This is a genomic window from Pseudoselenomonas ruminantium (assembly GCF_900142515.1).
GTDB lineage: Bacteria > Bacillota > Negativicutes > Selenomonadales > Selenomonadaceae > Selenomonas_A > Selenomonas_A ruminantium_D.
This window is the reverse complement of sequence record NZ_FRBC01000003.1, coordinates 130,432-153,733: the sequence shown is the minus strand read 5'-3', so window position 1 is coordinate 153,733 and position 23,302 is coordinate 130,432. Positions and strand designations below refer to the sequence as shown.

Below are 23,302 nucleotides of genomic sequence, written 5' to 3'. Positions count from 1 at the left end.
TCCGGCTGCCAAATGGCAGCCGGGCTTTTATCATTATAATCATTGTACTAAAATAATAGCATCTCCTTGCGAAAGGAGATGCACCTAATGTCCTTTAGACAGAAGCAAGGCACTCGTCTGACGATAAACATCGCGCAAAAGCTGCCAGCGCCTGCCGGACTTCCTTTTCTTCCAGATTCGCATAGTTCAGCACAAAGACATGTTCCGCACGGGCAGGAACCTCCCCTGCATAATACTCGCCCAAAGCCCGGATGCGTATGTCTGCCGCTCGCAGTTTTTCCTGCAGGACCTTGTCCGGCATATCCACCGCCAGCCGCAGCAATAGGTGCAGGCCGGAGCCATGTTCAATCAATGTGACGTATTCCCGCACAGACGACGCCTGCAATAAATCCATAAACATTTCCCGGCGGCGGCGATAGGTGGTGCGCATGCGGTTGATATGCTTCTCGAAATAGCCTTCGCCAATGAATTTTGCCAGGGTATACTGCTCAAAATTGGCCACCGTGCAGCTATAGCACCCCATCTTTTCCTGAAATGGTACCACCAAGGCCCTAGGCAGTACCATATAGCTGATGCGGATAGTCGGGGTCAGGCTTTTGGAAAACGTGTTCATATAGATAACCCGCTCATGGACATCGCTTTCCATCAGGGTAGGAATGGGACGCCCGGTCAGGCGGAACTCGCTGTCGTAATCATCCTCGATGATATACCGCCCTGCGCTTTCCGCAGCCCAGTCCAATAATTCATAACGCCGGCGGACCGGCATCACGATACCGGTGGGAAAATGGTGGGACGGACTGATATGGAGGATTTCAACGCCTGCCGCCCGCAAATCGGCCAGCTTGATGCCCTGAAGATCTAAATCAATAGCGGCACTGTCTGCCCCATTGGCCTGATAGATTTTCCGGATGCGCTCATAGCCCGGATTTTCCAGGCCATATCTCTTATCCCGGCCAAAGAACTGGATCAGCAGGGCGGAAAGATATTCCGTGCCCGCGCCGATGACAATCTGCTCCGGCGCCACGTTCAATCCCCGGAAACTCTGCAAATGACCAGCAATCGCCTGCCGCAAAGCCAGGATTCCCTGCCCCGGCGAGCGTTCCAAAAGTTCCGCCTCCTGCCGGGAAAGCACCTGCCGCATCAGCCGTGACCAGAGGGCAAACGGGAAATCTGCGGGCTGCAGACGATTGGCCGTCAGATCAATACAGGACACACTGTCTGCCCCCTCTGACAGCACCTGCTTTCTGCCTTGTTTTCCTTTGTCTGCCACAGACAGTTTCCGGGGCGGTACGGCCATGACAAAATAACCGCGGCGGGGCCGCGACTCGCAATACCCCTCCGCCGTCAGCTGATTATAGGCCCCCTCCACGGTAATCACGCTGATGCCCAGATTGCGTGCCAGCGTCCGCTTGGAGGGCAGCTTTTCCCCCGGGGAAAGCCGTCCCTGCAAGATATCCTGCCGGATACAGCGGTAAAGATGTTCATAGAGGGATTCCCCCTGTCGGTGTTCAAAGGAATACGTCAGCAAAAATTTCAGCTCCTTCCATTCAGGCCGCTGCGACCATCTGCAAAAACAATTGATGAACCCTTCCATCCTGCGTAAGTTCCGGATGGAAAGACATCGCTAATTGGTGGTGATAACGCACCGCCGTGATCTTTCCCTGATAAGTCCCCAGCACTTCCACATCCCCCTGCAGGACTTGTTCGATATAAGGCGCGCGAATAAAGCGCATGGGAAAATCGCCTATCTCCCTGAGCGGTGCGGTACTGGCAAAACTGCCCAGCTGCCGCCCATAAGCATTGCGCCGGACCAGCACGGGCAAAGTCCCCAGACCTGCCCCGCTGTCATTGCTGAGTTTCTGTGCCAGAAGGATCAGCCCGGCACAGGTGGCCAACACCGGCAGCCCTTCCGCTATCCGCTGCTGCAAAGGAGCAAACAGCCCCGTTGCATGCAGCAGCTTGCGCTGAGTGGTGCTTTCGCCGCCGGGCAGGATAATCCCGGCAATATCATCCGTAAAGTCCTCCGCCTGCCGGATTTCCCGATAATCCGCCCCCAGTCGTATGAGCATTTCCTCATGTTCCCGGAAAGCCCCCTGCAGGGCCAGCACACCGATTGTTTTCTTCGCCATGCTGTGCCCTCCTCATTTGCCGCGTTCGGCCATCAACAGCTGGATCTCATCCTCATTGATGCCCACCATGGCTTCCCCGAGATTTTCCGAGAGCCTTGCGATGCGCTCTGCATCCTGATAATTGGTCACCGCTTCCACGATAGCCGCCGCCCGTTTGGCTGGATTGCCGGACTTGAAGATCCCGGAACCCACGAAGACGCCATCTGCGCCCAGCTGCATCATCAGTGCGGCATCCGCCGGCGTAGCTACGCCGCCTGCCGCAAAGTTGACCACAGGCAATCTGCCATGTGCATGGACGTACTGCACGAGTTCATAGGGCACCTGATACTGCTTGGCCGCTTCAAAGAGTTCATCCTCCCGCAGCGCTGTCAGCTGTGTCATCTGCTTGTTGATGGCCCGCATATGGCGCACGGCCTGAACGACATCGCCGGTTCCCGGTTCGCCCTTGGTGCGGATCATCGCCGCCCCTTCATTGATGCGCCGCAGTGCCTCGCCCAGATCCCGTGCCCCGCAGACAAAAGGCACCGCAAATTCCCGCTTGTTGATATGGTAGACATCATCTGCCGGAGACAGCACTTCACTTTCGTCGATATAGTCAATCTCAATGGCCTGCAAGAGCTGTGCTTCCACGAAATGACCGATACGGCACTTGGCCATGACGGGAATGGACACTGCCTGCTGGATGCCTTTGATCATCGCGGGGTCACTCATGCGGGCCACGCCGCCAGCCGCCCGGATATCCGCCGGAATCCGCTCCAGCGCCATCACCGCACAGGCACCTGCCGCCTCAGCCACCTTCGCCTGCTCCGGCGTGGTCACATCCATGATCACGCCGCCCTTCAGCATCTGGGCCAATTCCTTATTCAGTTCATAACGATTGTCTTCTTTTAACTCAGCCATGCAAACTGCCTCCTCTGATTCCTGGTTTCCGTTGACAGTTCTTATCATAGCTTCTATCTGATTATATTAAAATAGCCAATATCTGTAAATAACATAAGGTCAGTTGCAGATAAAATCCCGCAACTGACCTTAATATCAGCCAAAAGTCAATTGGCCATACACCTGCGCGGCCAGTGATACCACCTGAAGCCTGTGCATTGCCAGGTCTGCTTTGATTTACTTCAGCTCCAGCGAATCCACCCGGGATAACGATCCTGTTCTGAGAACATTCTCCCTCCGGCCGGATAAATCCTGCCAACCAACTGGCGCAGAACGCGAAACACAGAAAAAAGCAGGCAGGTTCTGCCGGTGCAAAACCGCCTGCTTCCTGGAATCCATATCACTGCATGCTTACAATATGTCCATCCCGGGCAATCGTCACCCGTCCCTGCTCCATATTGGCCGTCATGTAAGCTACCTGAAAATCACTGCCCTGACGCGCCACCTCGCAGAAAGCCGTGTCCGGATGCGCAGCGATCACCGCTTCTTCCGCGATTTCCTCCGTGATTGAAGGCGTTCCCTGCAGATTGAGCAGTCCTCCCCAGATCAGGAGTCCCGCAAACAGTCCTAAATACGTTTTCATCAGATCAATCCTCCTTCGATTCCCCTCTATCAGTATACAACTTTACACATGCATTGTAGATGGGTTGGGAGGAAGTATTCTGTATTCATATTATGAGTCTAACTGGTTGCAGCGGCTTTTATCCCTTCAACCGCTCATAATGCTGTCTGGCACGTTCATCCTTGGAATTGAGATTCCTTGCTTTGCTGACCTCCTGAAGTGCCCTGGCTTTATCGCCCATTTTTTCATAGGCAAGGCCACGGAACAGATATGCCGCAGCATAGTTCTTATCCAGACTGAGTGCGTTACCAAAGGCCTCCAGTGCCTTGTCATATTCACCCATCGCCGTATAGATCTCCCCCAGAGTACAGTAGACATAGGGTTTCGGTTTATGGATCGACAATTCTTTCTGAACAAATTTCAAGGCATCATCATATTTTTCCATAACCAGATAAACACAGGCGATATTATTATAGACTCCGGAAAAAGCAGGATTGATGCGAATGACCATATCATAGCATTCCAAGGCTTTTTCATAATCCTTGAATGCATTTTTATAAAGTATCCCCATGTTGTAATAGGCCGAATCAAATTCAGGATTATAGCTGAGTGCCTTTTGATAGCACGCGAGCGCATTGCCATAGTCCCGCCTATCATGATAATCCACGCCATCATTATAAGCCAGCTTCGCCATAGCCGTATTATAGGAGTATCTGGTCTTGATAGAAGGCTGCTCATTGTGCAGGAATTGGCTCATGAGCTGTTTCATGCGGAAACGGATGTTCTGCCGTTCTGTATCATGGCTCCCATGCGCATACTGATACTTCAGGTCATCCATTTCCCGCAGCAAGCGGTCACGCTCCTCTGCCCACCGCCTGCTTTTCTGCAGGGAATCATACGAAATATCCTTGAAATCACTGGTATCCACCGTAACGGCCAGACGGCAGCTGAACCGTGTGCCACCGCCCTGCGACGTTCTTGTATAATAAGGCGTCCCCCGCTTGTCAAGCACGCTGGCGGCATAACTGCGCAGATCCGAACGACTGAGCCTGCCATAAGGCATGTCGGCTGAAGTATCAACGAAAATAGCCGCCTGTTCACTGGCATTCCGTAAAGCCTCATAACGTGCCCGCTCCCGGGCCAATGCCTCATCTTCAATATCGCTATACAGCAGGAGATACGAGCCATAACCTTCGACCTGACGCCGTTCCGCCGATACCGAAGGTGATAGCAGTATTGGCAGCAACAAAAGGATTCCCATAGCCAATATCATCTTTTTGCTTGAGCTCAAGCAAGCCATATTCAGCACATCCTTTCTTTTCTTACCTGCAGTTCTCCACTTAAAGAAAAATCCTGTCTGCCATGCAGCACGGCGGCAATCCTGCCCGGCGTTATCCGCCCAATCACCGCCAATGATACCGTGATTATTCTTTCGACTTCTGTACCCATTTTTCCTGTATTGCAGCTAAATATCGTTATGAATACCTGTACGCATAGAATAAATCCCCCACTCCGTACCCAGGGTACCAGAGCGGGGGATTCCATAGAATGAACGCCAGCCTAGTTTTGCATAGCCGGTTTAGGAGGTTCACTCGGAGTTTCCATAGAGCGCTTCGAGGAGAGTTTGCTCTTCTGTTCCGTAATCAGTGCCTGCATGATGATGAAGACGCAGAGCAGTGCACCGACCACGATTTTCGTCCACCAGGCGGAAAGCGTTCCCTGGAAGCTGATGAAGGTCAGGATCACGCCCTGAATCAATACACCGACAAGCGCGCCGGGGATAAAGCCCACACCGCCGGTCAGCAGGGTGCCGCCGATAACGGAGGAAGCGATAGCATCCATTTCCATGCCCAGGCCATGCAGATTGTAGCCCGTCAGCATGATCAGGCTGTAAGCCAAGCCGCCCATGGAGGCACAGAAACCGGAAATAGCATAAACCATGACTTTCGTGCGGAACACGGGCAAGCCCATGAGCGCTGCCGAAGATTCACTGCCGCCGATAGCAAAGACCGCCCGGCCGAATTTCGTGAAGCCCAGCACGACGGCGGCAATGGCAATCATGATGAGCGCCACCACAGCGCCGATGGACACAAAGCCCACGCCCAAGTCAATGCGGTAGCTGGCCAGAGCCACCCAAGTGGGGTCGACAATCTGGATGGTATCCTGAGAGATGACTGCCGTGAGCCCACGGCAAAAGAACATGCCAGCCAAGGTGATGATGAACGGCTGCAAATCGAATTTCGTGATGATATAGCCCTGCACGGCGCCGAACACCGTGCCCATCACGAGCACCAGCAGTGCCGCCACCCCCACGGGAATCCCCGTATTGGCCAAAAGCCAGGCCAGCACCATGCAGACGAGCGCCAGCACGGCACCCACCGACAAATCAATGCCGGCAATGATCAGCGTGAACGTGATACCAATGGTTACGATAATCAGCGCCGCATTGTCAATGAAGAGGTTCAAGAAAACCTGCGGACGCATGAAGCCCTTATACATGGCCATGCCAGCACCATAGAGGATGGCAAAGAGCGCCAAGGTCACAAAGAAGGAGAAATACTTGGAAGCAATCATCTGATTCAGTTTGCTGGTCATAATTGCTTCACCGCCTTTCCTAAGATTGCCTTGTTGTCATTTTTCTGCTGGGAATGCCGGGAGGCCTTCCAGCGGTCGAACATCTCCTGCGCCTTCTTGGACTGGATCAGGCAGATGATGATAACCGCGGCGGCTTTGACCACCGGCAACTGGTCAGCTGAAACGCCCAGAGCGTACATGGTAGTAGTCAAGGTCTGGATGGTGATGGCACCGATTACGGAGCCGCCTACATAGAACTTGCCGCCGGACAGCAGGGTGCCGCCAAGAGCTACAGCCAGGATGGCATCCATTTCCATATTGAGGCCAGCATTGTTGGCATCCGCTGCGCGAATCAGCGAGCTTTCAATCAGGCCCGAAACACCGGCGCAAAGACCGGAGAAGGCATAGACGAGGAAGATGACCATGGTCACATTGATACCGGCATAGCGGGCCGCCGTCGGATTGATACCGACTGACTGCACGAACAAACCAATACTGGTTTTCTTCATCAGGATGGCTACGAGCAATACCATGGCCAACGCGATAAAGATATTGGTCGGCAACGGCATACTGGGCAGGAAGCCGGCAATGTACTCGAAAGGCTTATAATATACGGTAATAATCTGTCCCTCGGTCATAAGCTGGGCAATGCCGCGGCCAGCAGTCATGAGGATCAGGGTTGCCACGACCGCCTGGATCTTGAATTTGGCGACGAGCAAACCATTCCACATACCGCAGAGCACGCCGACCCCCACAGCGGCCAGCACGGCCAGCGTCATGGGCATCTGGGCCACACCGTCACCGCGGCCGCCAATCAGCGTGCAGACCACGGCAGCGGAGATAGCGACCACCGCACCTACGGAAATATCGATACCGCTCGTGGCAATGACGAAGGTCATGCCCAGCGCCAGGATGATCAGGGAGCAGGAACGATTCAGAATATCAATGAGGCGTCCATATAAGTGACCGTCCTCGGTCATCTGTATGGTCAGGAACCCATCTACGAACAGGGTATTGAAAATCAGCAGTACCGTCAGTGCCACCACGGGCAGGAACAGGGAACTGCCACTGAATTTTTTCAGCATATCCATCAGGCTGCACCTCCTGCTATGGCCTTCATCACGCCATCGGAACTAATATCAGAACCGGTAAGCTCGGCCACCTTGCGGCGGTCGCGCATCACCACCAGTTTCGTGCAGGTACGCACCATCTCATCCATTTCCGAGGAAATGAACACCACGGCCATGCCCTTCTTCTTGGCCAGCGAAATCGCCATCTTCTGGATCTCGGTCTTGGTGCCCACATCAATGCCACGTGTGGGCTCATCGAGAATCAAAAGGTCGGGCTGGGTGGCCAGCCAACGGGCGATGATGACCTTCTGCTGGTTGCCGCCCGAGAGGTTCTTGACAAGCTGTTCCCGGCTGGAAACCTTGATGCGCAGAAGCTTGATACAGTCATCGGCAATCTTCACCTGTTCCTCATAGGGAATGTGACGAAGAATTCCGTCTTTTGCCTGCATGGCGAGGATGATGTTCTCCCGCACCGACAAATCCCCGATAATGCCCGAGAGCTTTCTGTCCTCCGGGCAGAAGCCGATTTTCTGCTCCATGGCATCCATAGGGTTCTTCAGATGGAGCTGCTTGCCGTTGATGGACAGGGAACCCTTGTTGATCTCGTTGATGCCGAACAAGAGTTCTGCCGTTTCCGTGCGGCCGGAGCCTAAGAGCCCGGCAAAGCCGATAACCTCGCCCTTGTGGATCTGCACATCCACCTCATTGAGCTTGCCCACGGCGCCAATGCCCTTGGCATCGAGGAATACTTCCTCACTGGGCACGCTTTTTTCAGCAAAATTATCCATGTCCCTGACTTCGTTGAGGTCCTTGCCCACCATCTTGGCAATGAGTTCCAGACGGGGCAATTTGGCCGTTTCATAGGAACCTACGAGCTCACCATTGCGCAATACCGTGATATGGTCACAGATTTCATAGATCTGGTCGAGGAAATGAGAAATAAAGATGATACCCAGGCCCTGCTTCTGCAGCTGCCGCATAATCTTGAATAAATGTGCCGTTTCCTCCTCATTCAGGGAAGAAGTCGGCTCGTCCAGAATCAGGATCTTTGCATCCACATCCACGGCCCGGGCAATGGCAATCATCTGCTGCAAGGCCACAGAATAGTTATCGAGCGTCTTGGTCACGTCTATATGTACGTCAAGTTTAGCTAAGAGTTCCTCCGCCCGCCGATTGATGGTCTTCCAGTCAATCATGCCGAACTTTCTCGGTTCACGGCCGATAAAGATATTTTCAGCCACGGTAAGGTTGGAACAGAGATTGACTTCCTGATAAACGGTGGAGATACCGGTGTCCTGCGCATCCTTCGGGGTCTTGGGATTGATGGCCTTGCCATTCAGGAACACCGTGCCGCCATCCCGGGGATATACGCCGGTAAGCACCTTTACCAAAGTGGATTTCCCGGCACCATTTTCCCCCATCAGGGAGTGGATCTCGCCGGCATGCAGGGTAAAGTCCACATTGGACAGCGCCCGCACCCCGGGGAATTCCTTGGTGATATGCCGCATTTCCAGCAGTGCCTGTGCCATAACTGTCACTCCTTGTTGCAAGAATAAAGCCGCGTCCGCACACATACGCTGTACGGGCACGGCTTGCATTGGATTTTGAAAATCTTAGTATTTGCGTTCCGGCAGGGTCTTTTCTGCTACATCAGCAGGGAATACACCTTCGTCAACGTAAACCAGTTTGTCAACCTTTTCACCGGCCAGGATCTTCTTAGCCGTTTCCATCAGGAGCTTGCCCTGAAGCGGGTTGCATTCTACGGTGCAGTTTGCTTTGCCTTCGATCATAGCCTGGAACATGCCTTTCACGCCATCGATAGAAATGATGGTGATGTCCTTGCCAGGTTTGAGGCCAGCTTTTTCGATTGCCTGGATTGCGCCAAGAGCCATATCGTCGTTATGTGCAAAGAGGATGTCGATTTTCGGGCCATAGGATTTGAGGAAAGATTCCATGACTTCCTGGCCTTTCTGACGGGTGAACTCACCAGTCTGGGAGGCGAGGATGTTGTACTTGGAAGCATTCGGGGACTTAGCCATAGCATCTTTGAAGCCTTCCTGACGGCGGATAGCTACAGAAGAACCAACCGTGCCTTCGAGAACGACTACGTTGTACTGGCTGCCGCCATCACGCGGAGTCTTTTTCTCTTTGGTCATGTATTCGTCAATCCATTTGAAGACATTGTTGCCTTCTTTTACGGAGTCCGTACCAATCTTAGCCACATAGAGGCTGTCATCAGCCAGCTTCACATCGCGGTCAACGACCACTACGGGAATCTTGGCATCTTTGGCTTCTTTCAGCACCGTATCCCAACCGGTTTCCACGATGGGAACGAAAGCGATGATATCAACGCCCTGAGCGATGAAAGAGCGGATTGCTTTGATCTGATTTTCCTGTTTCTGCTGGGCATCCGAGAACTGTAGGTTGATACCGGCTTCTTCAGCTGCTTTCTTGATGGATTCCGTGTTGGCTGTTCTCCATTCGGATTCCGCTCCGATCTGGGAGAAGCCCATGGTAATCTTCTTATCGCCGCCAGCGGACTTGCCATTATCTTTGGCCTGTTCACCGCCGCCGCAGCCGGCAGCCACAATCATCATAACGCTTGCTAGTAATAATGCTATGAGCTTTTTCATCTCATCGTCTCCTTTGCTACATCATGATTCCGTTTGCGATGTCCTGCGCCAATCTCTTCCCCCGCCCCCTTTGCGACTCTTTTCGGCTCAGGCTTGCGGGCAATGTTACATTCTGTTCTCGTGCACATTTTAAATTGCACACAATATAGTCTTTTGGCAAAAGTCAGACTATTATTTGCAGATATCAACATGTCCCCGCTGCATCACAACCTTATCTGCTATATACAATACTCTTTTAATCGCGTTTTGTCAATAGATTCTTATCCTTTATTTTTGTTCGGACACAATTTTCTATTACTATTTCTTCGTCACAAAGAAACAGTAATCCATATATTTACCAGATACGAGAGAAACAACTTCTTAGACACTTGACTCGCAATTTTTTCATAGCGAACAAATGTCTTGTCCGGGGAGGGGTATTTGTAGTATGATAAAAATGCATTTTTAAGGGAGGTTTGATAATGCTTTTTAATAGCTACGAGTTCATAATATTTTTCCTGCCCATTGTCTTTATCACATATTACTGGATTGGCCAGCGGTTATGGAAATGGGGTATGTATTGGATCATCGGCGCATCGCTGCTCTTTTATGGTTATTGGGATATCCGTTATGTTCCCTTGTTGGTGTTATCTATTTGTTTCAATTATATAATTGGACAATTTATTGTTTCCAAAGAAAATTCAAAACTCTGGCTAACAGCCGGACTATTGGGCGATTTTGCACTATTGGGCTACTATAAGTATACAGGTTTTTTCCTGACTACCGTAAATGACGTATTCGGAACAGCGCTATTTTCCATCCCAGATATTGTACTGCCTTTAGGCATTTCTTTTTTCACCTTTACCCAAGCGGCCTACTTAATCGATATGTATCGTGGTGATGCAGCATCGACCGGCTTTGCCTCATATTGTGAATTTGTAACCATTTTCCCGCATCTGATTGCAGGGCCTATTATACATCACCGTGAAATGATCCCTCAGTTCCAGTCACAGCGTACCTATCACCTGAATTATGATAATATCGCACAAGGCCTGACCCTTTTTATTTTTGGTTTATTTAAGAAGGTAGCCATAGCGGACAGCCTTGCACCATGGGTGAATGAATATTTTTCCCGTCCAGATAGTTTGCTGCCCATCGAAGCGTGGTTTGCAGCATTAGGTTATAGTTTCCAGCTGTACTTTGATTTTTCCGCTTATTCGGAAATGGCCATTGGCTTGGGCCTGATGTTCAATTTACGCTTGCCCAGAAATTTCGATTCACCCTATCAAGCTGCTAACATTATCGACTTTTGGCGGCGCTGGCATATGACCTTGGGCGTATGGGTAAAAAATTACCTTTATATTCCTTTGGGCGGAAACAGACATGGACTGCCCAAGAAGTTGCGTAATCTCATGGTAAGTATGCTGCTGATTGGTTTGTGGCATGGAGCAGGATGGACCTACGTACTTTGGGGTGGCCTTCACGGGCTATTTTTGGTAATAAATCATTGGTGGCGCAGTATGGGAAACGCATTGCCAAAGATTTTTTCGTGGCCACTTACTTTTGGCGCCGTAATGGTGGCTTGGGTATTTTTCCGAGCCGATAGTGTAGGACAGGCACTGATCATTCTGTCCACAATGTTTGATATCCAAAACTGGGCAGCAGGCTTTTCTCTTCATGGGCCTACCGGTGTGCGTATACGTATGCTGATAGCATTCACATTGTTGCTTATGTTTTGTCCTAGTGCCCAAAGATTGGTTGAACGGTATTTCAAGCCGAACATAAAATGGGCAGTTATGTGCATTGTATTGGGAGTAGTTTCGCTATACTTTTTCTCCCATATATCGGATTTTCTATATTTCCAATTTTGAGGAAAGGATTTCGTGATGAATTCAAGAAAATTTAGTATGCTCATTGCAGGCGTACTGGGTGTGTTCATTCTATTGAATATCGTACTTTGGCAAGGTTATACAAAAGACATTTTTTATGGGCAAGATGCGCATGGAGATTTAAAGCGCATGGGGGGCGTATATGTCCCGCCATCCCAGACTAAACCTGTAAAATATACAACAGAACATTACGAATTTCCGGAGGTAATGGATAACCTGGAAGCAATACAGGCTGACGTGCTGACCATTGGTGATTCTTTTTCCAATGGTACAGGAGGCAATTATTATCAGGATTATCTATGCTCTACATATGGCTGGAAAATATTAAATGTTCCCTCAAGGCCTTATAATAACGCCTTACAGATGATGTATAGTCTACAGGAAACCGGACTATTGGCGAAGATAAAACCTAAAGTTATCATATTAGAATCTTTAGCCGCCAATATGGAGGAACGGTTTGGCAGTGACAAGATGCAGATATACACATTGTCTTTATCTGGTTTAAAACAAGCACAGAATCAGGGAAAGATCTCCACCAAGACCAAAAATGAAATCTCGGCAGACAAGCTGGCTCCCGGTATTATGATAAAATCTAACCTGGAGGTAGTCAAAACCTTGATTCATCACCAAAGACATCCTCAGGATTATCGCGTTAATGATAAGGTGGGTCTCCTAAACCTGTCCCAGCCACTCTTTTCCAACGAAGGCTGGGAGGATAAACTCCTCGTACACTTGCCAGATTCCAATGTGCATTTCAGTGAGCAAACCATAAAAAATATCAACAACAATATCAATGCAGCTGCTGAACTATGCCGGGAGCAGGGAATTGTTTTGGTATTTATGCCTGTCGCCAATAAAGCGGATGTATATTATCCTTATATCAAAGATGTTCCTCCTGATTGGCAAGTCAACAAAACCATGCAGGAACTGGATGCCTTGCCCAAAGAGTATTTACTGGTCAATACAGAACAAATTTTGCAACAGTCTCTGACAGATGGAGATCCAGCGGCTGTAAAAGATTTGTTTTGGCTGGATGATTTACATTTCTCCTGGAAAGCTCAACAGATCATTAGTGATGATCTGGCACAAAAATTAAAAGATGTTCTCTAAAAGATTTCCCCACAGTATGGACCTTATCATACTGTGGGGAAATTTTCACTTGGTCTCATGCACCACGTCATAAATATCTCAGCTATTCTTCGCTATGACTGCACCTACCACTGCGCCGATGGCGGCGGCGGCAATCGTCCGGTTAGTCTGCACTTTCTGATCGTGCTTGCGCTGGGCTTCTGCTGCTTCTTCCCGCTCTCGGGCTTCACGGTAACGTTCATAGGCACTCTTTTTACGATGGTCACGTTCCCACGCTTCCCGGCGCTCTTTTTCACGCTGTTCCCGCTCATGCTTTTCTCTTTCGTACTTGAGCTGGCGGACTTTTTCCTCATGTCTGGCCTGCTCATCACGGCGCTGCTGCTCAAGCTTAGCCTGTTTTTCCTGATGGCGGCGCATTTCTTTATGCACATCCTCACGATGCTCTCTTTCGCTCCAGGAGGATTCATAGCCGGCGGCATAAGCCGGCACAGCCAGGGTTGTCCCTATGATGCTGAAGCTCATCAGACCTGCCATCGCTCCGCCCACAAATTTCTGCCATTTCTTGCTTTTCATCTCTATCGCTCCTATCTGCACGAATTCATCCACTAAAAAAAGGTTGACTATGTTCATAGTATACATAGTCAACCTTTGAAAGTCTTTAGAAAATGATTAAATTCAGGTTAAATTTCAGAAGAGCCCTAAGGTCTTCAACAGGAATACCCAGCCAAAAATCGTCAGGCAGGACAATGCCGTGGTATAAACCACGCAATTCCCCGCCAGATCCGCATCGCTGCCCATCTGCTGCGCCATCGCAAAGCTGGCCACAGCACAGGGAGAAGCAAATACCGCCAACAGCGTGACGAGTTCAATATCCCGGAATCCCAGATAGATTGCCAGGCTCAAAGTGACTGCCGGCACGATCACCAAGCGTGCCGCCACACAGCTGATCAGCTGGGGTAGATGGTTATGGAAACTGCCCCCCTTGAAGGACGCCCCGAGAATGATCAGTGCTACCGGTGTCGTAGCCGCCGCCACCTGACCGATTCCCTTGAGCACCGGCTTCGGTACAGGGAACTCCACGAGCCGCAGGATCACAGCCATGATGGCCCCCATGATCATGGGATTTTTGAGTATCCCCAGCAGGATCTTCCCCAAGGCGAATCTGCCCCCGCGGAAGGTTTCCAGGATGAATACCGCCAGCACGTTATAGATGGGCACGATCACCGCTATCATCATGGTGGGGATAGCCAAGGCTGAATCCCCGAAGATATTGCCCACGATGGGAATGCCAAACAATACGAAATTGCTGCGGAAGATGGCCTGGATCATGGCTCCGCGATGACGGTTGTCCTTATCCCCCCAGCAGACCAACGCCGTAGCCAGAAAGCATACCGCCAACACGCCCAGACCGCCGAACAGCATGAGTTTGGGCCGCACCGTATGCGCCAGATCCGTCACGTAGATATTATAGAACATCATGCAGAAAAAGAAGAGCTTGAAGACCATGCGATTGGTATGCTCCAACTCCGTTTCCGTCATAAGGCGCAGGCGTTTGATGATAAGCCCCATAAAGAGCAGTGTGAACAACGGAACGACAGCGCCCAGAGCCACCCAGAAATTATCCATCATATCCATATGACATTACCACCGATTCCCTTTCTGCCAAAAATCCGGCGTCAACATGACCAACAGCGTAAACATCTCCAGGCGCCCTAATAGCATGGAAATACACAGGATGCTTTTGCTGAAGACCGACAGCCCTGCATAGGTGCAGGTCGCCCCCGCAATCCCAAAAGCCGGGCCGATATTGCCCATGGTGCTGACACTAAGCCCGATGGCATCAAACACCGTCAGTCCATCCAGCGTCAACAGCAAGGCCCAAAAAGCGATAAAGAAAATATAGAGAAAAAAGAACTGTCCTACCCGCAGCAGGGTCTCCTCATTGACCCGGCTGCCGTTGAGCCGTACCTCCACAATCCGCCGTGGGGACAATTTCTGATGCACGACCCCCCAGGCATTTTTCAGGAGCAGCAAAATGCGTACCACCTTCACGCCACTGGCCGTAGAACCAGCACAGCCGCCGCAGATCATCAACAGCAGGATAATCCCTTTGCTGAAGGGAGGCCATTGCTCAAAATCAGCCGACACGAATCCTGTCGTTGAAAGCGAACCTACCTGAAAAGCCGCATAACGCAGCGCATCTCCCGCCGCAATATCCATTTTGACCATCATATTCAGGAAGATCAGCAAAATAGACAAGCCTAAAATCCATAAATAAGCCTTAAACTCCGAATTGCGCTTGATCACCCCCGGCCCTTTCTGCCAGATACGATAGTATAGGCCAAAGTTCCCCCCCGCTAAAATCATGAAAAAGGTCATGCACCATTCAAAAGCAGGGCTGTCAAAATGCATGGCACTGTCATCATAAGTGGAAAAACCGCCCGCACCAATGGTGCTCATAGAATGAGTCAGAGCTTCATAGAAACTGAGCCCGCAAAGCATATATACCCCTGCAGCCACAGCCGTGAAGAGCATATACATCTGGAACAAAGCCTTGGTCATATCCCGCAGGCGGGGCAGCACCCGATCATCCGTCGGCCCGGTAGTCTCTGCATTATACATGTAGATGGTACTTTGCCCGGTCTGCGGCAACAGGGCAATAAAAATGACGATGATGCCCAAGCCCCCAAACCAATGCGTCATCATACGCCAAAAGAGAATGCTCTGCGGCAGATCCTCCAGCGTATTGAACACCGTCGCACCGGTACCTGTAAAACCGGAAATACTTTCAAATACCGCATCCAGTGCATTGAGATACCCTCCGCACACATAGGGCAGCATCCCCAGGCTCGTGGCAATAGCCCAGCCAAAGCCCGTGATGGCAATGCCCTCGCGCAAGGAAAGATCCGCATGGCGCTGACGTCCATTCGACTGCAGCAGCAACCCCACAGAAGCACTGAGCCCCAGTGCCACCGCAAAGCCTGGGATACTGCTTTCCAGATTCAGGAGTGCCATGGCAAAAGGGATGAACATGGTGACCGTTTCGGCCATCACCAGCCGTCCCAATACATAATAGACAATGCGCACATCCATCCCTTTACCACCTCTTTTGCAAACTACGGCGCCCCATATCCAGAAGCACTAAGAAGGAAAAGATCTCCACCCTTCCGATGACCATCAACAAGCTGCAGACCAATTTCGCCCAATCCGGCAGAATATGCAGGCTGTCCACACCAAAAATAGCGGCCGATGCACCCGTACTGGTCAAACAGCCGGAAGCCAGCCCCAATGCCTGCACGATACTGATTCCACTCAGCGACAGCAGGAGGGCGAAAATGGCATACACCAGCATATAGAGAAAGAAAAATGACAAAATCCGGCCCACGATCTTATCCGGCACCGGCAGCCCGTCGATTTTCAAGGAAATCACCATGCGCGGGTGCAGGGTACGGCGCAGTTCTGCCCAGGACAAACGCAAAAGCACCAGAAGCCGCATGATTTTCAGCCCTCCGGTAGCGGAACCGATACAGCCCCCCACGAACACGAGCAAAAACAGCACATAATGATCAAAAGACGGCCAAAGCCAAAATGGTGCCGCCACAAAGCCATTGGTAGAGATGAACGACATGGCCTGAAAATATCCATAACGCATGCTCTCCACAAAATCATAGACACCCTGATAATACAGATGCCCGCCCAGAAGCGCCCCGGAGGCCAGCACCACCAGCAGGAAATGCCGGATTTCCGTATCGGCCCAAAGCAGCAAGGGCTGTTTCATCTTCCAGGCTCGCCAGAGCAGCAACAGGCTCAGGCTGGAAATCAGCATCGTAGTAAAAGCAGCCAGTTCCAAGGCCGGATTATCATAATAGATAAAAGCGTAGGCAGATGTGCCCCCGCTGGAAGATATCGTCACCATGGCCCGCAGCAGGGATTCAAACGGATTCAGGCCCGCCAGATAATAAACCAATGCGGACAGCAAGGTCAGCACTGCATACACAGTCGTTCCCTGCCGCGCCGACTGTGCCATCTTATTCCAGACCGGACTGAAAAATATGGACTGCCGAGCCGACAAAGTCAAACCAAAGCACCCGCTGACCTGCGGCAGCACGGTCACCATGATGACCACAAAGGTCAGGCCACCCAGCCAGCTCATAATCCCATGCCAAAGCAGCAAGGCCCTTGGCAGGCCAATCCGGTCAAAGGGCAGGCAGGACAAACCGGTAGTCGTCAGCGACGAAACAGCCTCAAAAAAAGCCGCAGCAAAACTAGGAAACAACCCGGAAATCGCATAGGGCATCAGACCGATAAGCCCCATGAAGATCCAGACAAAGGACATGAAGAACACGCCCTCCTTCATGGTAAGCTGCCGCCCCCGTTCTTCGGAAGCGCCAAACTCAATCATTTTCTTCCCCAGAACATAGGCAAAGACTGCAGGCAGGACAAACAGCCACGCCTCCGTATCCTGCCAGATCAGCGCAGCTGTAAAAGGCACTGCCAGTGCCCCCGCCATCACTATGGACATTTGCCCCATCAGGAGCCAGAAAAGTTCCCAACCATTCGCCTTTTGTATACCCATCACAATTCACAATCCTCTAAGCTGCTGTTTATTCCTTCCCTTTGAAATACTTGATGACCTGCTGTGAAAACTGTTTTTGGATAAAGAGAATCGTGCTGTCCCCCGGCTGCAAGATGGTATGACCATTCGGTATATTGGCCTCACCATTGCGCACATAGGCGCAGACCAGACATTCTCTGGGCAATTTCACATCCATGAGCTTCTGCCCAGCCACAGGTGCACCCTCCTGCACAATGACTTCCACGGCCTCTGCCTTGGCCCCTTCCAGCAGGGACACGGATACCACACCACCCCGGCGGGCAAAAGCCAGCACTTCACTGGCCGACAGCAAGCGGGCGGAAAGCACGATATCCACACCCACTTTCTCCATGAGTTCCACATACTCGTTGCGGGACACGCGCACTACCGTTTTCGTACGATTCCCGGACAGATGACGTGCCAGCAAGGCCAGCATCAGATTCAGCTTATCATCCTCCGTCAGGCAGATCACCACATCCGCATGCGCTACATCCTCTTCCACCAGCAGATCGATATCCGTGCCATCGCCACAGATCGCGATGCCATTGTTGAGCATACCAGCCATGATCTGGCAGCGTTCCCGATCCAGGTCGATGACCTTCACATGCACGCCCTGATCATCCAGTTCCTTGGCCAAAGCCCGGCCTGCCCGGCCTGCACCAATGATCAGCACGCGATGCAGCTTGCGGGCATTGCGCTGCGTCAGCTTCTGGCTGAACTTCTCAATCGCTTCCGGGATACCAATGAAGTACGCATTGTCCTGCGACTGGAAACTGTCATCACCATGCGGGATGATCATACGATGGTCCCGGAATATCATACCGGCCAGCACACCCTGTGGCAATTGGATCTTCTTCAAGGGAATGCCGATCAGCGGAGATTTCCGATGGATCTTCGTCTCAAAGAGACGAATCTTCCCATGGGCAAAGTCTTCCACATTCAGCGCGGCGGGTGTCATGAGGATGCGATTGATTTCATTGGCCGTAATCATCTCCGGATTAAGCATCACATCAATATCAAAGTTCTGCTTCAGATAGTCTTTGGCCTCAGAAATGAATTTCATATCACGAATCCGGGCAATCGTATGCTTGATTCCATGTTTCTTGGCCAATACACAGGCCACCATGTTGACTTCATCACTGGCCGTCACCGCAATCAGGATATCCGCATCCCGTACATCCGGGTCATCCATGGTAAGCGGGCTGGCACCATTGGCCGCGATGGTAAGTACATCCAAGGTATTCTTAGCCGCCTCCAGCTGGCTTTCATCCTTATCGATGACCACGACATCAAACTGTTCCTTGGATAAAAGCTCCGCTATACTGTAGCCAAGTTTCCCGGCTCCAACCACGATGATACGCAAAATTACACCCTCCCCGCTGGCAGATAAAGATTCACTATTTTTCAATTTATTATAACGCTATTATTCAGATTTTGTCGATAGATAAAATCCTGCGGCCGCACGATCACCGCTAGGAAATAGTCACAATTCATAATATGAATTGTGACGGATTATAAATTTTTATATCCCGACTTCAGGAAAAATCATGCATAAAACGTTAAAAACACTCAAAAACAGGCGAGATTGTGACTTAATGCCTAATCACTGGAAATAATTCCAGAGAAATTGAGACTTTTGGGCAATAACGGTAACATTTGCTACTTCACAAGAACTTAATCTTAGTGTATACTGTATATCGAGTTGTTAAGGATTACTCTATTCCTTTGCTTCGCTAACAACAAGGAATGCATAAGCTGCCGTCCCTGATAATCCCCAATAGGCGGCTTATGCGGTGTTTTATTTGTTGGAGGTGTTTCCCCATGATAGTCGATGACGTCCGCGTTATCATCGAGAATGGAACCTTTTCAGCTGAAGATGCGCTGTTTTATATCAACCGCATTAAAAAGACCTCAAAATTTTCCCTGAAGAAGGTCATTTTTAATCGTACGGATGCGTATCTTGATATTCGTTATTCGTTTGAGTCAATCCCCTTCGACCGAATTAGACGAATCCCGCTGAAAAAGGAAACGTTCGAGGATCGCGCAGTAAACAACTGACGTACGGCTTCCCCAGCCGTTTTCTGACAGGAATAAGCCCCTGAAACCAATGGTTTCAGGGGCTTATTCCTTTTTATCGTCAAGCGTTGAATTTAAAGCTGTCCAGCTGCCAGATCTTGCCGCTCAGGGATTTGATTTCCCCATCGGCTGCCACTCTAAGCTCCGGCTGGATGTTCTTCTCGGGGAACACCAGGATGCTGGCGACTTCCTCACCATGCTGGAAGAACACTTCCACTGCCGTCTTGTCCACAAAGATCTGCCAGGACAGGTTCTCATCGGCAAAAAGCTTGAAGCGACGCACCCCCCGGCCGCCGTTTTTCATCTCATTGCGGTCAATGGACATCACCTGTGCCTTGCGGTCATAGATAAAACGCAGCTTTTCCGTACCATAAGCCAGCGTGGTCACGATTTCCCTGCTCTCGCCCAAATCCATATCCAGCAGGATTTCCGATCCCTCGAACAGAGGACGGCTGATTTCCGTGACATTCTCTGCTTCCAATTCCACAGCGGTCTCGGCAATGCGCAGATCTTTCATCTCGCGGGCTGGCCGTGAATAGATATGGCCCTGACGCAGACGCAGTTCGCGGGGCATGGTCAGGCTGTACTGCCAGCCCAGTTCCGCTGTCGGATATTCATTGTCCTTATCGGGCATGCCCATCCAGCCAATCAGGATCTGCCGCCCTTCATGGGTGAGCACCTGGGGTGCATAGAAATCAAAACCGCGGTCCAGTTCCTGGAACTTCGTATGCTGCATCATATCCATGCTGTCCAGGGAAAGATGGCCAGCGATATAACCGGCCTGATAGATGTTCTGCCGGTCAAACTCCCGCGCTTCAAGCCCCTGCGGGCAGAAGATCAGCACATCATAGCTGCCAAACTGCACGAGATTGGGGCATTCCCACATATAACCGAAATCGCCCAGACGATTCTGCACTTCGCCCAAGTTCTTCCAGCCCTCTGCCGTTTCTTCATATATCAGCACCGTACCCTTTTCATCGGCTTCCCGCTGGGCACCGATCACGAAATACCGCTTGCCCCGGCGGCTGAAGATATAGGGATCACGGAAATGGCCTGTGATTCCTTCGGGATGGTCGGGAACGATGATTTCCTCTTTCTCGACCTTGCCGCCCTTCAAGCTGCCAAAACGCTGGGCAGGAATGCGCACGCCATCTTCCTTGCGATTGCAGGTGTAGAGGACTCTGAGCCGACCATCTTCTATGGTGCCGCAGCCAGAGTAACAGCCGTCTTTGTCGTGTTCGTCATCCGGCCACAAAGCCAGCTCCGGCATGCTGTAATGAACGAAATCCCGCGTCGCCGTATGGGCCCAGCATTTATTCTTATGCTCACAGCCCAGCGGATTCCACTGATAGAAGAGATGGAATTCTCCATCCTGAAATGCCAGTCCATTTGGATCGTTGATCAGGCCAAAGGGCATTTCCAGATGAAAGCGGTTATGCCAACGATGTTCCAAGGGGAAACTTTCCTTTAATTTCGCATCAACTTCCTGTTTATTGAATTTTTCCATGGTGTTCACCTTCCTTTGTAAAAAAAGGGAAGGCATAGCCTTCCCCTAACTTTATTCTTCCGGTTTGAACAGCGTGAAGGTCAGAGCGAACGCTATACCAAAACCGATCAGGTTTACAATCACATATTCCAGCAGATGGTCAAGATACAGGAGCGTACCCGGCAGAACCGTGATGCCCATGCCCGTACCAGCCAGATGCAGGAAGCTGGCCACGCCGCCAGCGCAGGCGCCGCCCACCAATGCATAGAGGAACGGCTTCATGAAGCGCAGGTTGATACCGAAGATAGCCGGTTCCGTGATGCCCAGGAATGCAGGCACAGCGGAGGAAATATAGAGTGCACGTTTCTTGGGGTCCTGCGTCTTCAGGGCCACAGCCACAGCTGCACCACCCTGCGCTACGATAGCACCCGTGATGATGGCATTGAAGGGGTCAACACCCGTGGAAGCCAGGAGCTGTACTTCGAGAGCATTGAACACATGATGCACACCAAATACTACGATAACCTGCTGCAGGCCGCCGACAATGAAGCCGCCGATACCCATCGGCATCTGCAGGAAGGCGGATACCGCACCAAAAATTGTCGTTTCCAGTGCATGCATGATGGGCCCGATGATGAGGATACCGAGAATCATGGAAATGAACAGCGTGACAAACGGCGTAACAATCAGATCGATGATATCCGGAACGACTGTCTTGAGCGCTTTCTGGAGCTTGGCTGCGAAGATACCAAGCACCAATGCGGGCAGGACTGAACCCTGATAGCCCACGATGCCGATGGTCATGCCAAAGACATCCATGGGAATGGGCTGCACATCACCGCCGGCAACAGCCCAGGCATTCGGCAGCTGCGGACCAACCAGCATCAGGCCAAGAACCAGACCGATAACTGGCGTGCCGCCAAAGCGCTTCATCGTGGACCAGCAAACAAGTGCCGGCAGGAAGATGAAGGCCGTATCCGTGAGAATCTGGCTCAACAGCAGCACATTGGGGCTGAACTCCACCCCCAGGCTCTGAGCTGCACCGCGCAGGCCCATGAACAGACCGGTTGCAACCAGTACAGGGATGATCGGTACGAATACGTCACCCAGCGTACGGGAAATCTTCTGCAGCGGCGTCATCTGAGCATAAGCTTCTTCCTTATTGCTGACACCGGAGAAGTTCGTGCCCTTGGTGAATTCCGCAAAGACCTTATCCACAAAGCCCGTGCCCAGAATGATCTGATACTGGGCAGCTGCGAAGAACTGGCCCTTTACACCGTCGATATTCTCAATGGCTTTCTCGTCGATCTTGGATTTGTCATTGATAATCAGGCGCAGGCGCGTAGCACAGTGTTCCGCATTGCGCACGTTATCCATACCGCCCACATATTTCTCGATGAGCTTGGCTACGCGGGCTTCCTTCGGCAGGTCAGCGTATTCATCATCAGCCGTCACGGCAGTAGCCTTTTCCTCAGCCTGAGCGGAGACGATTTCCTTATCACCCAGCGCAATGGTAATTTTTTCAAACTCACTGGAATTGGTTACAACAAACGGCGTCGTAATATCATAACCAGCAGCCTTGATGGCTTCTACGTCAAATTCCAGCAGCAGCTGGCCTTTTTTCACGCTTGCGCCCTGTTCCACATGCGCCGTGAAATGCTCACCGCTGAGCTTCACCGTATCCAGACCAACATGAATCAGCAGGTCTTCGCCATTCACACCATGGATGCCAATGGCATGCTTCGTCTCAAAAAGTACCGTGATTTCACCGTCAACAGGTGCATAAACCTTGCCTTCCGGGTTCTTCACTGCCGCACCAAATCCCATAGCTCCGCTGGCAAAAGCCGGATCGTTTACCTGGGACAGTTCCACCAGTTCGCCGTTAAGCGGGCTGTCCAAACGAATTTCCTTCATCGGAAAAAGCCTCCTTTTATTAGTTCGTGCTTCTAAGAATAAATCCTGTAAAGAATCTGTATGAAACCAATTTCATATTTACAGTCTACAAGCTTTCTCTTACTTTGTCAAGATGAAACTTGCAAAAATCCGTCAAAATCGGTCAAGAGTCCCGTTCTCCATCTTCCCCCCAAATACAAAACCTGTCATAAATTGCAGTTTGTTTGTGTGAGCTGGAACGCAATTTGTTACAGCTCAGCGGGGCGGCGGTGGGAATACTTTTTCGCCGCTCCACTAAATGCCCCGCCAGCAGAAGTACGTATCTTCCAGTTACCTGCGCCGGGCAGGCCAACGGCGCTCCAATCAACGAAGCTTCCAGCCAATGCTGT

General features: G+C 51.1%; 20 protein-coding genes. 3 read left to right on the top strand and 17 right to left on the bottom strand.

All coding sequences use genetic code 11. The annotated features are described in order from the left end of the window. Positions 1-94 precede the first annotated feature (94 nt). The 10 genes from pdxR to BUB68_RS02620 all read right to left on the bottom strand — a co-directional run bounded on the left by pdxR (position 95) and on the right by BUB68_RS02620 (position 9,907). A complete protein-coding gene (gene pdxR, locus BUB68_RS02660; RefSeq protein WP_073088255.1) occupies positions 95-1,528 on the bottom strand; it encodes a MocR-like pyridoxine biosynthesis transcription factor PdxR in 1,434 nt (477 codons plus the stop codon). A 19-nt stretch (positions 1,529-1,547) separates the two neighbouring features. Further along, positions 1,548-2,129 carry a pyridoxal 5'-phosphate synthase glutaminase subunit PdxT gene (gene pdxT, locus BUB68_RS02655; protein WP_073088254.1) on the bottom strand — a complete coding sequence of 194 codons (582 nt, stop codon included), beginning with the start codon at positions 2,127-2,129 and terminating at the stop codon, positions 1,548-1,550. A gap of 12 nt (positions 2,130-2,141) precedes the next feature. Next, positions 2,142-3,029: a pyridoxal 5'-phosphate synthase lyase subunit PdxS gene (gene pdxS, locus BUB68_RS02650; protein WP_073088253.1), complete on the bottom strand. Its 888-nt coding sequence runs from the start codon at positions 3,027-3,029 to the stop codon at positions 2,142-2,144. A 379-nt stretch (positions 3,030-3,408) separates the two neighbouring features. Then, the gene (locus tag BUB68_RS02645; RefSeq protein WP_073088252.1) at positions 3,409-3,651 is read right to left on the bottom strand and encodes a hypothetical protein; all 243 of its coding nucleotides are present in this window, start codon (positions 3,649-3,651) and stop codon (positions 3,409-3,411) included. 118 nt (positions 3,652-3,769) lie between these two features. Continuing rightward, the gene (locus tag BUB68_RS02640; protein WP_073088251.1) at positions 3,770-4,930 is read right to left on the bottom strand and encodes a tetratricopeptide repeat protein; all 1,161 of its coding nucleotides are present in this window, start codon (positions 4,928-4,930) and stop codon (positions 3,770-3,772) included. 2 nt (positions 4,931-4,932) lie between these two features. After that, the gene (locus tag BUB68_RS15185; protein WP_178139451.1) at positions 4,933-5,079 is read right to left on the bottom strand and encodes a hypothetical protein; all 147 of its coding nucleotides are present in this window, start codon (positions 5,077-5,079) and stop codon (positions 4,933-4,935) included. A 111-nt stretch (positions 5,080-5,190) separates the two neighbouring features. Next, on the bottom strand, positions 5,191-6,225 hold the full coding sequence (gene yjfF / locus BUB68_RS02635; protein ID WP_073088250.1) for a galactofuranose ABC transporter, permease protein YjfF: 1,035 nt from the start codon (positions 6,223-6,225) through the stop codon (positions 5,191-5,193). After that, positions 6,222-7,295: an ABC transporter permease gene (locus tag BUB68_RS02630; RefSeq protein WP_073088249.1), complete on the bottom strand. Its 1,074-nt coding sequence runs from the start codon at positions 7,293-7,295 to the stop codon at positions 6,222-6,224. Before BUB68_RS02630 ends, yjfF begins: the two co-directional genes overlap by 4 nt. Then, positions 7,295-8,803 carry a sugar ABC transporter ATP-binding protein gene (locus tag BUB68_RS02625; protein ID WP_073088248.1) on the bottom strand — a complete coding sequence of 503 codons (1,509 nt, stop codon included), beginning with the start codon at positions 8,801-8,803 and terminating at the stop codon, positions 7,295-7,297. The genes BUB68_RS02630 and BUB68_RS02625 overlap by 1 nt, the downstream gene beginning before the upstream one ends. An 84-nt stretch (positions 8,804-8,887) precedes the next feature. After that, positions 8,888-9,907, bottom strand: a complete 1,020-nt coding sequence (locus BUB68_RS02620; RefSeq protein WP_073088247.1) for an ABC transporter substrate-binding protein — start codon at positions 9,905-9,907, stop codon at positions 8,888-8,890. Positions 9,908-10,368: 461 nt separating this feature from the next. On the opposite strand from BUB68_RS02620, the gene BUB68_RS02615 reads away from it, so the two are divergent. Together BUB68_RS02615 and BUB68_RS02610 are read left to right on the top strand one after the other, a co-directional pair. After that, positions 10,369-11,757, top strand: a complete 1,389-nt coding sequence (locus BUB68_RS02615; RefSeq protein ID WP_073088246.1) for an MBOAT family O-acyltransferase — start codon at positions 10,369-10,371, stop codon at positions 11,755-11,757. Between the two features lie 12 nt (positions 11,758-11,769). Continuing rightward, positions 11,770-12,885 (top strand): hypothetical protein, encoded by a 1,116-nt coding sequence (locus BUB68_RS02610; RefSeq protein ID WP_143188063.1) that lies wholly within the window; start codon positions 11,770-11,772, stop codon positions 12,883-12,885. 78 nt (positions 12,886-12,963) lie between these two features. Here BUB68_RS02610 and BUB68_RS02605 read toward each other — a convergent pair whose 3' ends face one another. The 5 genes from BUB68_RS02605 to trkA form a co-directional block, all read right to left on the bottom strand. Next, entirely contained in the window at positions 12,964-13,437 is a 474-nt protein-coding gene (locus tag BUB68_RS02605) for a hypothetical protein (RefSeq protein ID WP_073088244.1), read from the bottom strand. 114 nt (positions 13,438-13,551) lie between these two features. Then, a complete protein-coding gene (locus BUB68_RS02600; protein WP_073088306.1) occupies positions 13,552-14,493 on the bottom strand; it encodes an AEC family transporter in 942 nt (313 codons plus the stop codon). 12 nt (positions 14,494-14,505) lie between these two features. Beyond that, positions 14,506-15,957: a TrkH family potassium uptake protein gene (locus BUB68_RS02595; protein WP_073088243.1), complete on the bottom strand. Its 1,452-nt coding sequence runs from the start codon at positions 15,955-15,957 to the stop codon at positions 14,506-14,508. A gap of 4 nt (positions 15,958-15,961) precedes the next feature. Continuing rightward, positions 15,962-17,440 carry a TrkH family potassium uptake protein gene (locus BUB68_RS02590; RefSeq protein WP_073088242.1) on the bottom strand — a complete coding sequence of 493 codons (1,479 nt, stop codon included), beginning with the start codon at positions 17,438-17,440 and terminating at the stop codon, positions 15,962-15,964. Between the two features lie 28 nt (positions 17,441-17,468). Next, positions 17,469-18,821: a Trk system potassium transporter TrkA gene (gene trkA, locus BUB68_RS02585; RefSeq protein WP_073088241.1), complete on the bottom strand. Its 1,353-nt coding sequence runs from the start codon at positions 18,819-18,821 to the stop codon at positions 17,469-17,471. A 458-nt stretch (positions 18,822-19,279) separates the two neighbouring features. Here trkA and BUB68_RS02580 point away from each other — a divergent pair, with 458 nt between their 5' ends. Beyond that, on the top strand, positions 19,280-19,516 hold the full coding sequence (locus tag BUB68_RS02580) for a ferredoxin (RefSeq protein WP_073088240.1): 237 nt from the start codon (positions 19,280-19,282) through the stop codon (positions 19,514-19,516). A 79-nt stretch (positions 19,517-19,595) separates the two neighbouring features. Here the strand turns inward: BUB68_RS02580 and BUB68_RS02575 are convergent, their stop codons facing one another. Then, on the bottom strand, positions 19,596-21,041 hold the full coding sequence (locus BUB68_RS02575) for a glycoside hydrolase family 32 protein (protein ID WP_073088239.1): 1,446 nt from the start codon (positions 21,039-21,041) through the stop codon (positions 19,596-19,598). A 51-nt stretch (positions 21,042-21,092) separates the two neighbouring features. Next, positions 21,093-22,934, bottom strand: coding sequence for a glucose PTS transporter subunit IIA (locus BUB68_RS02570; RefSeq protein WP_073088238.1), 1,842 nt, complete (start codon positions 22,932-22,934; stop codon positions 21,093-21,095). Positions 22,935-23,302 lie beyond the last annotated feature (368 nt).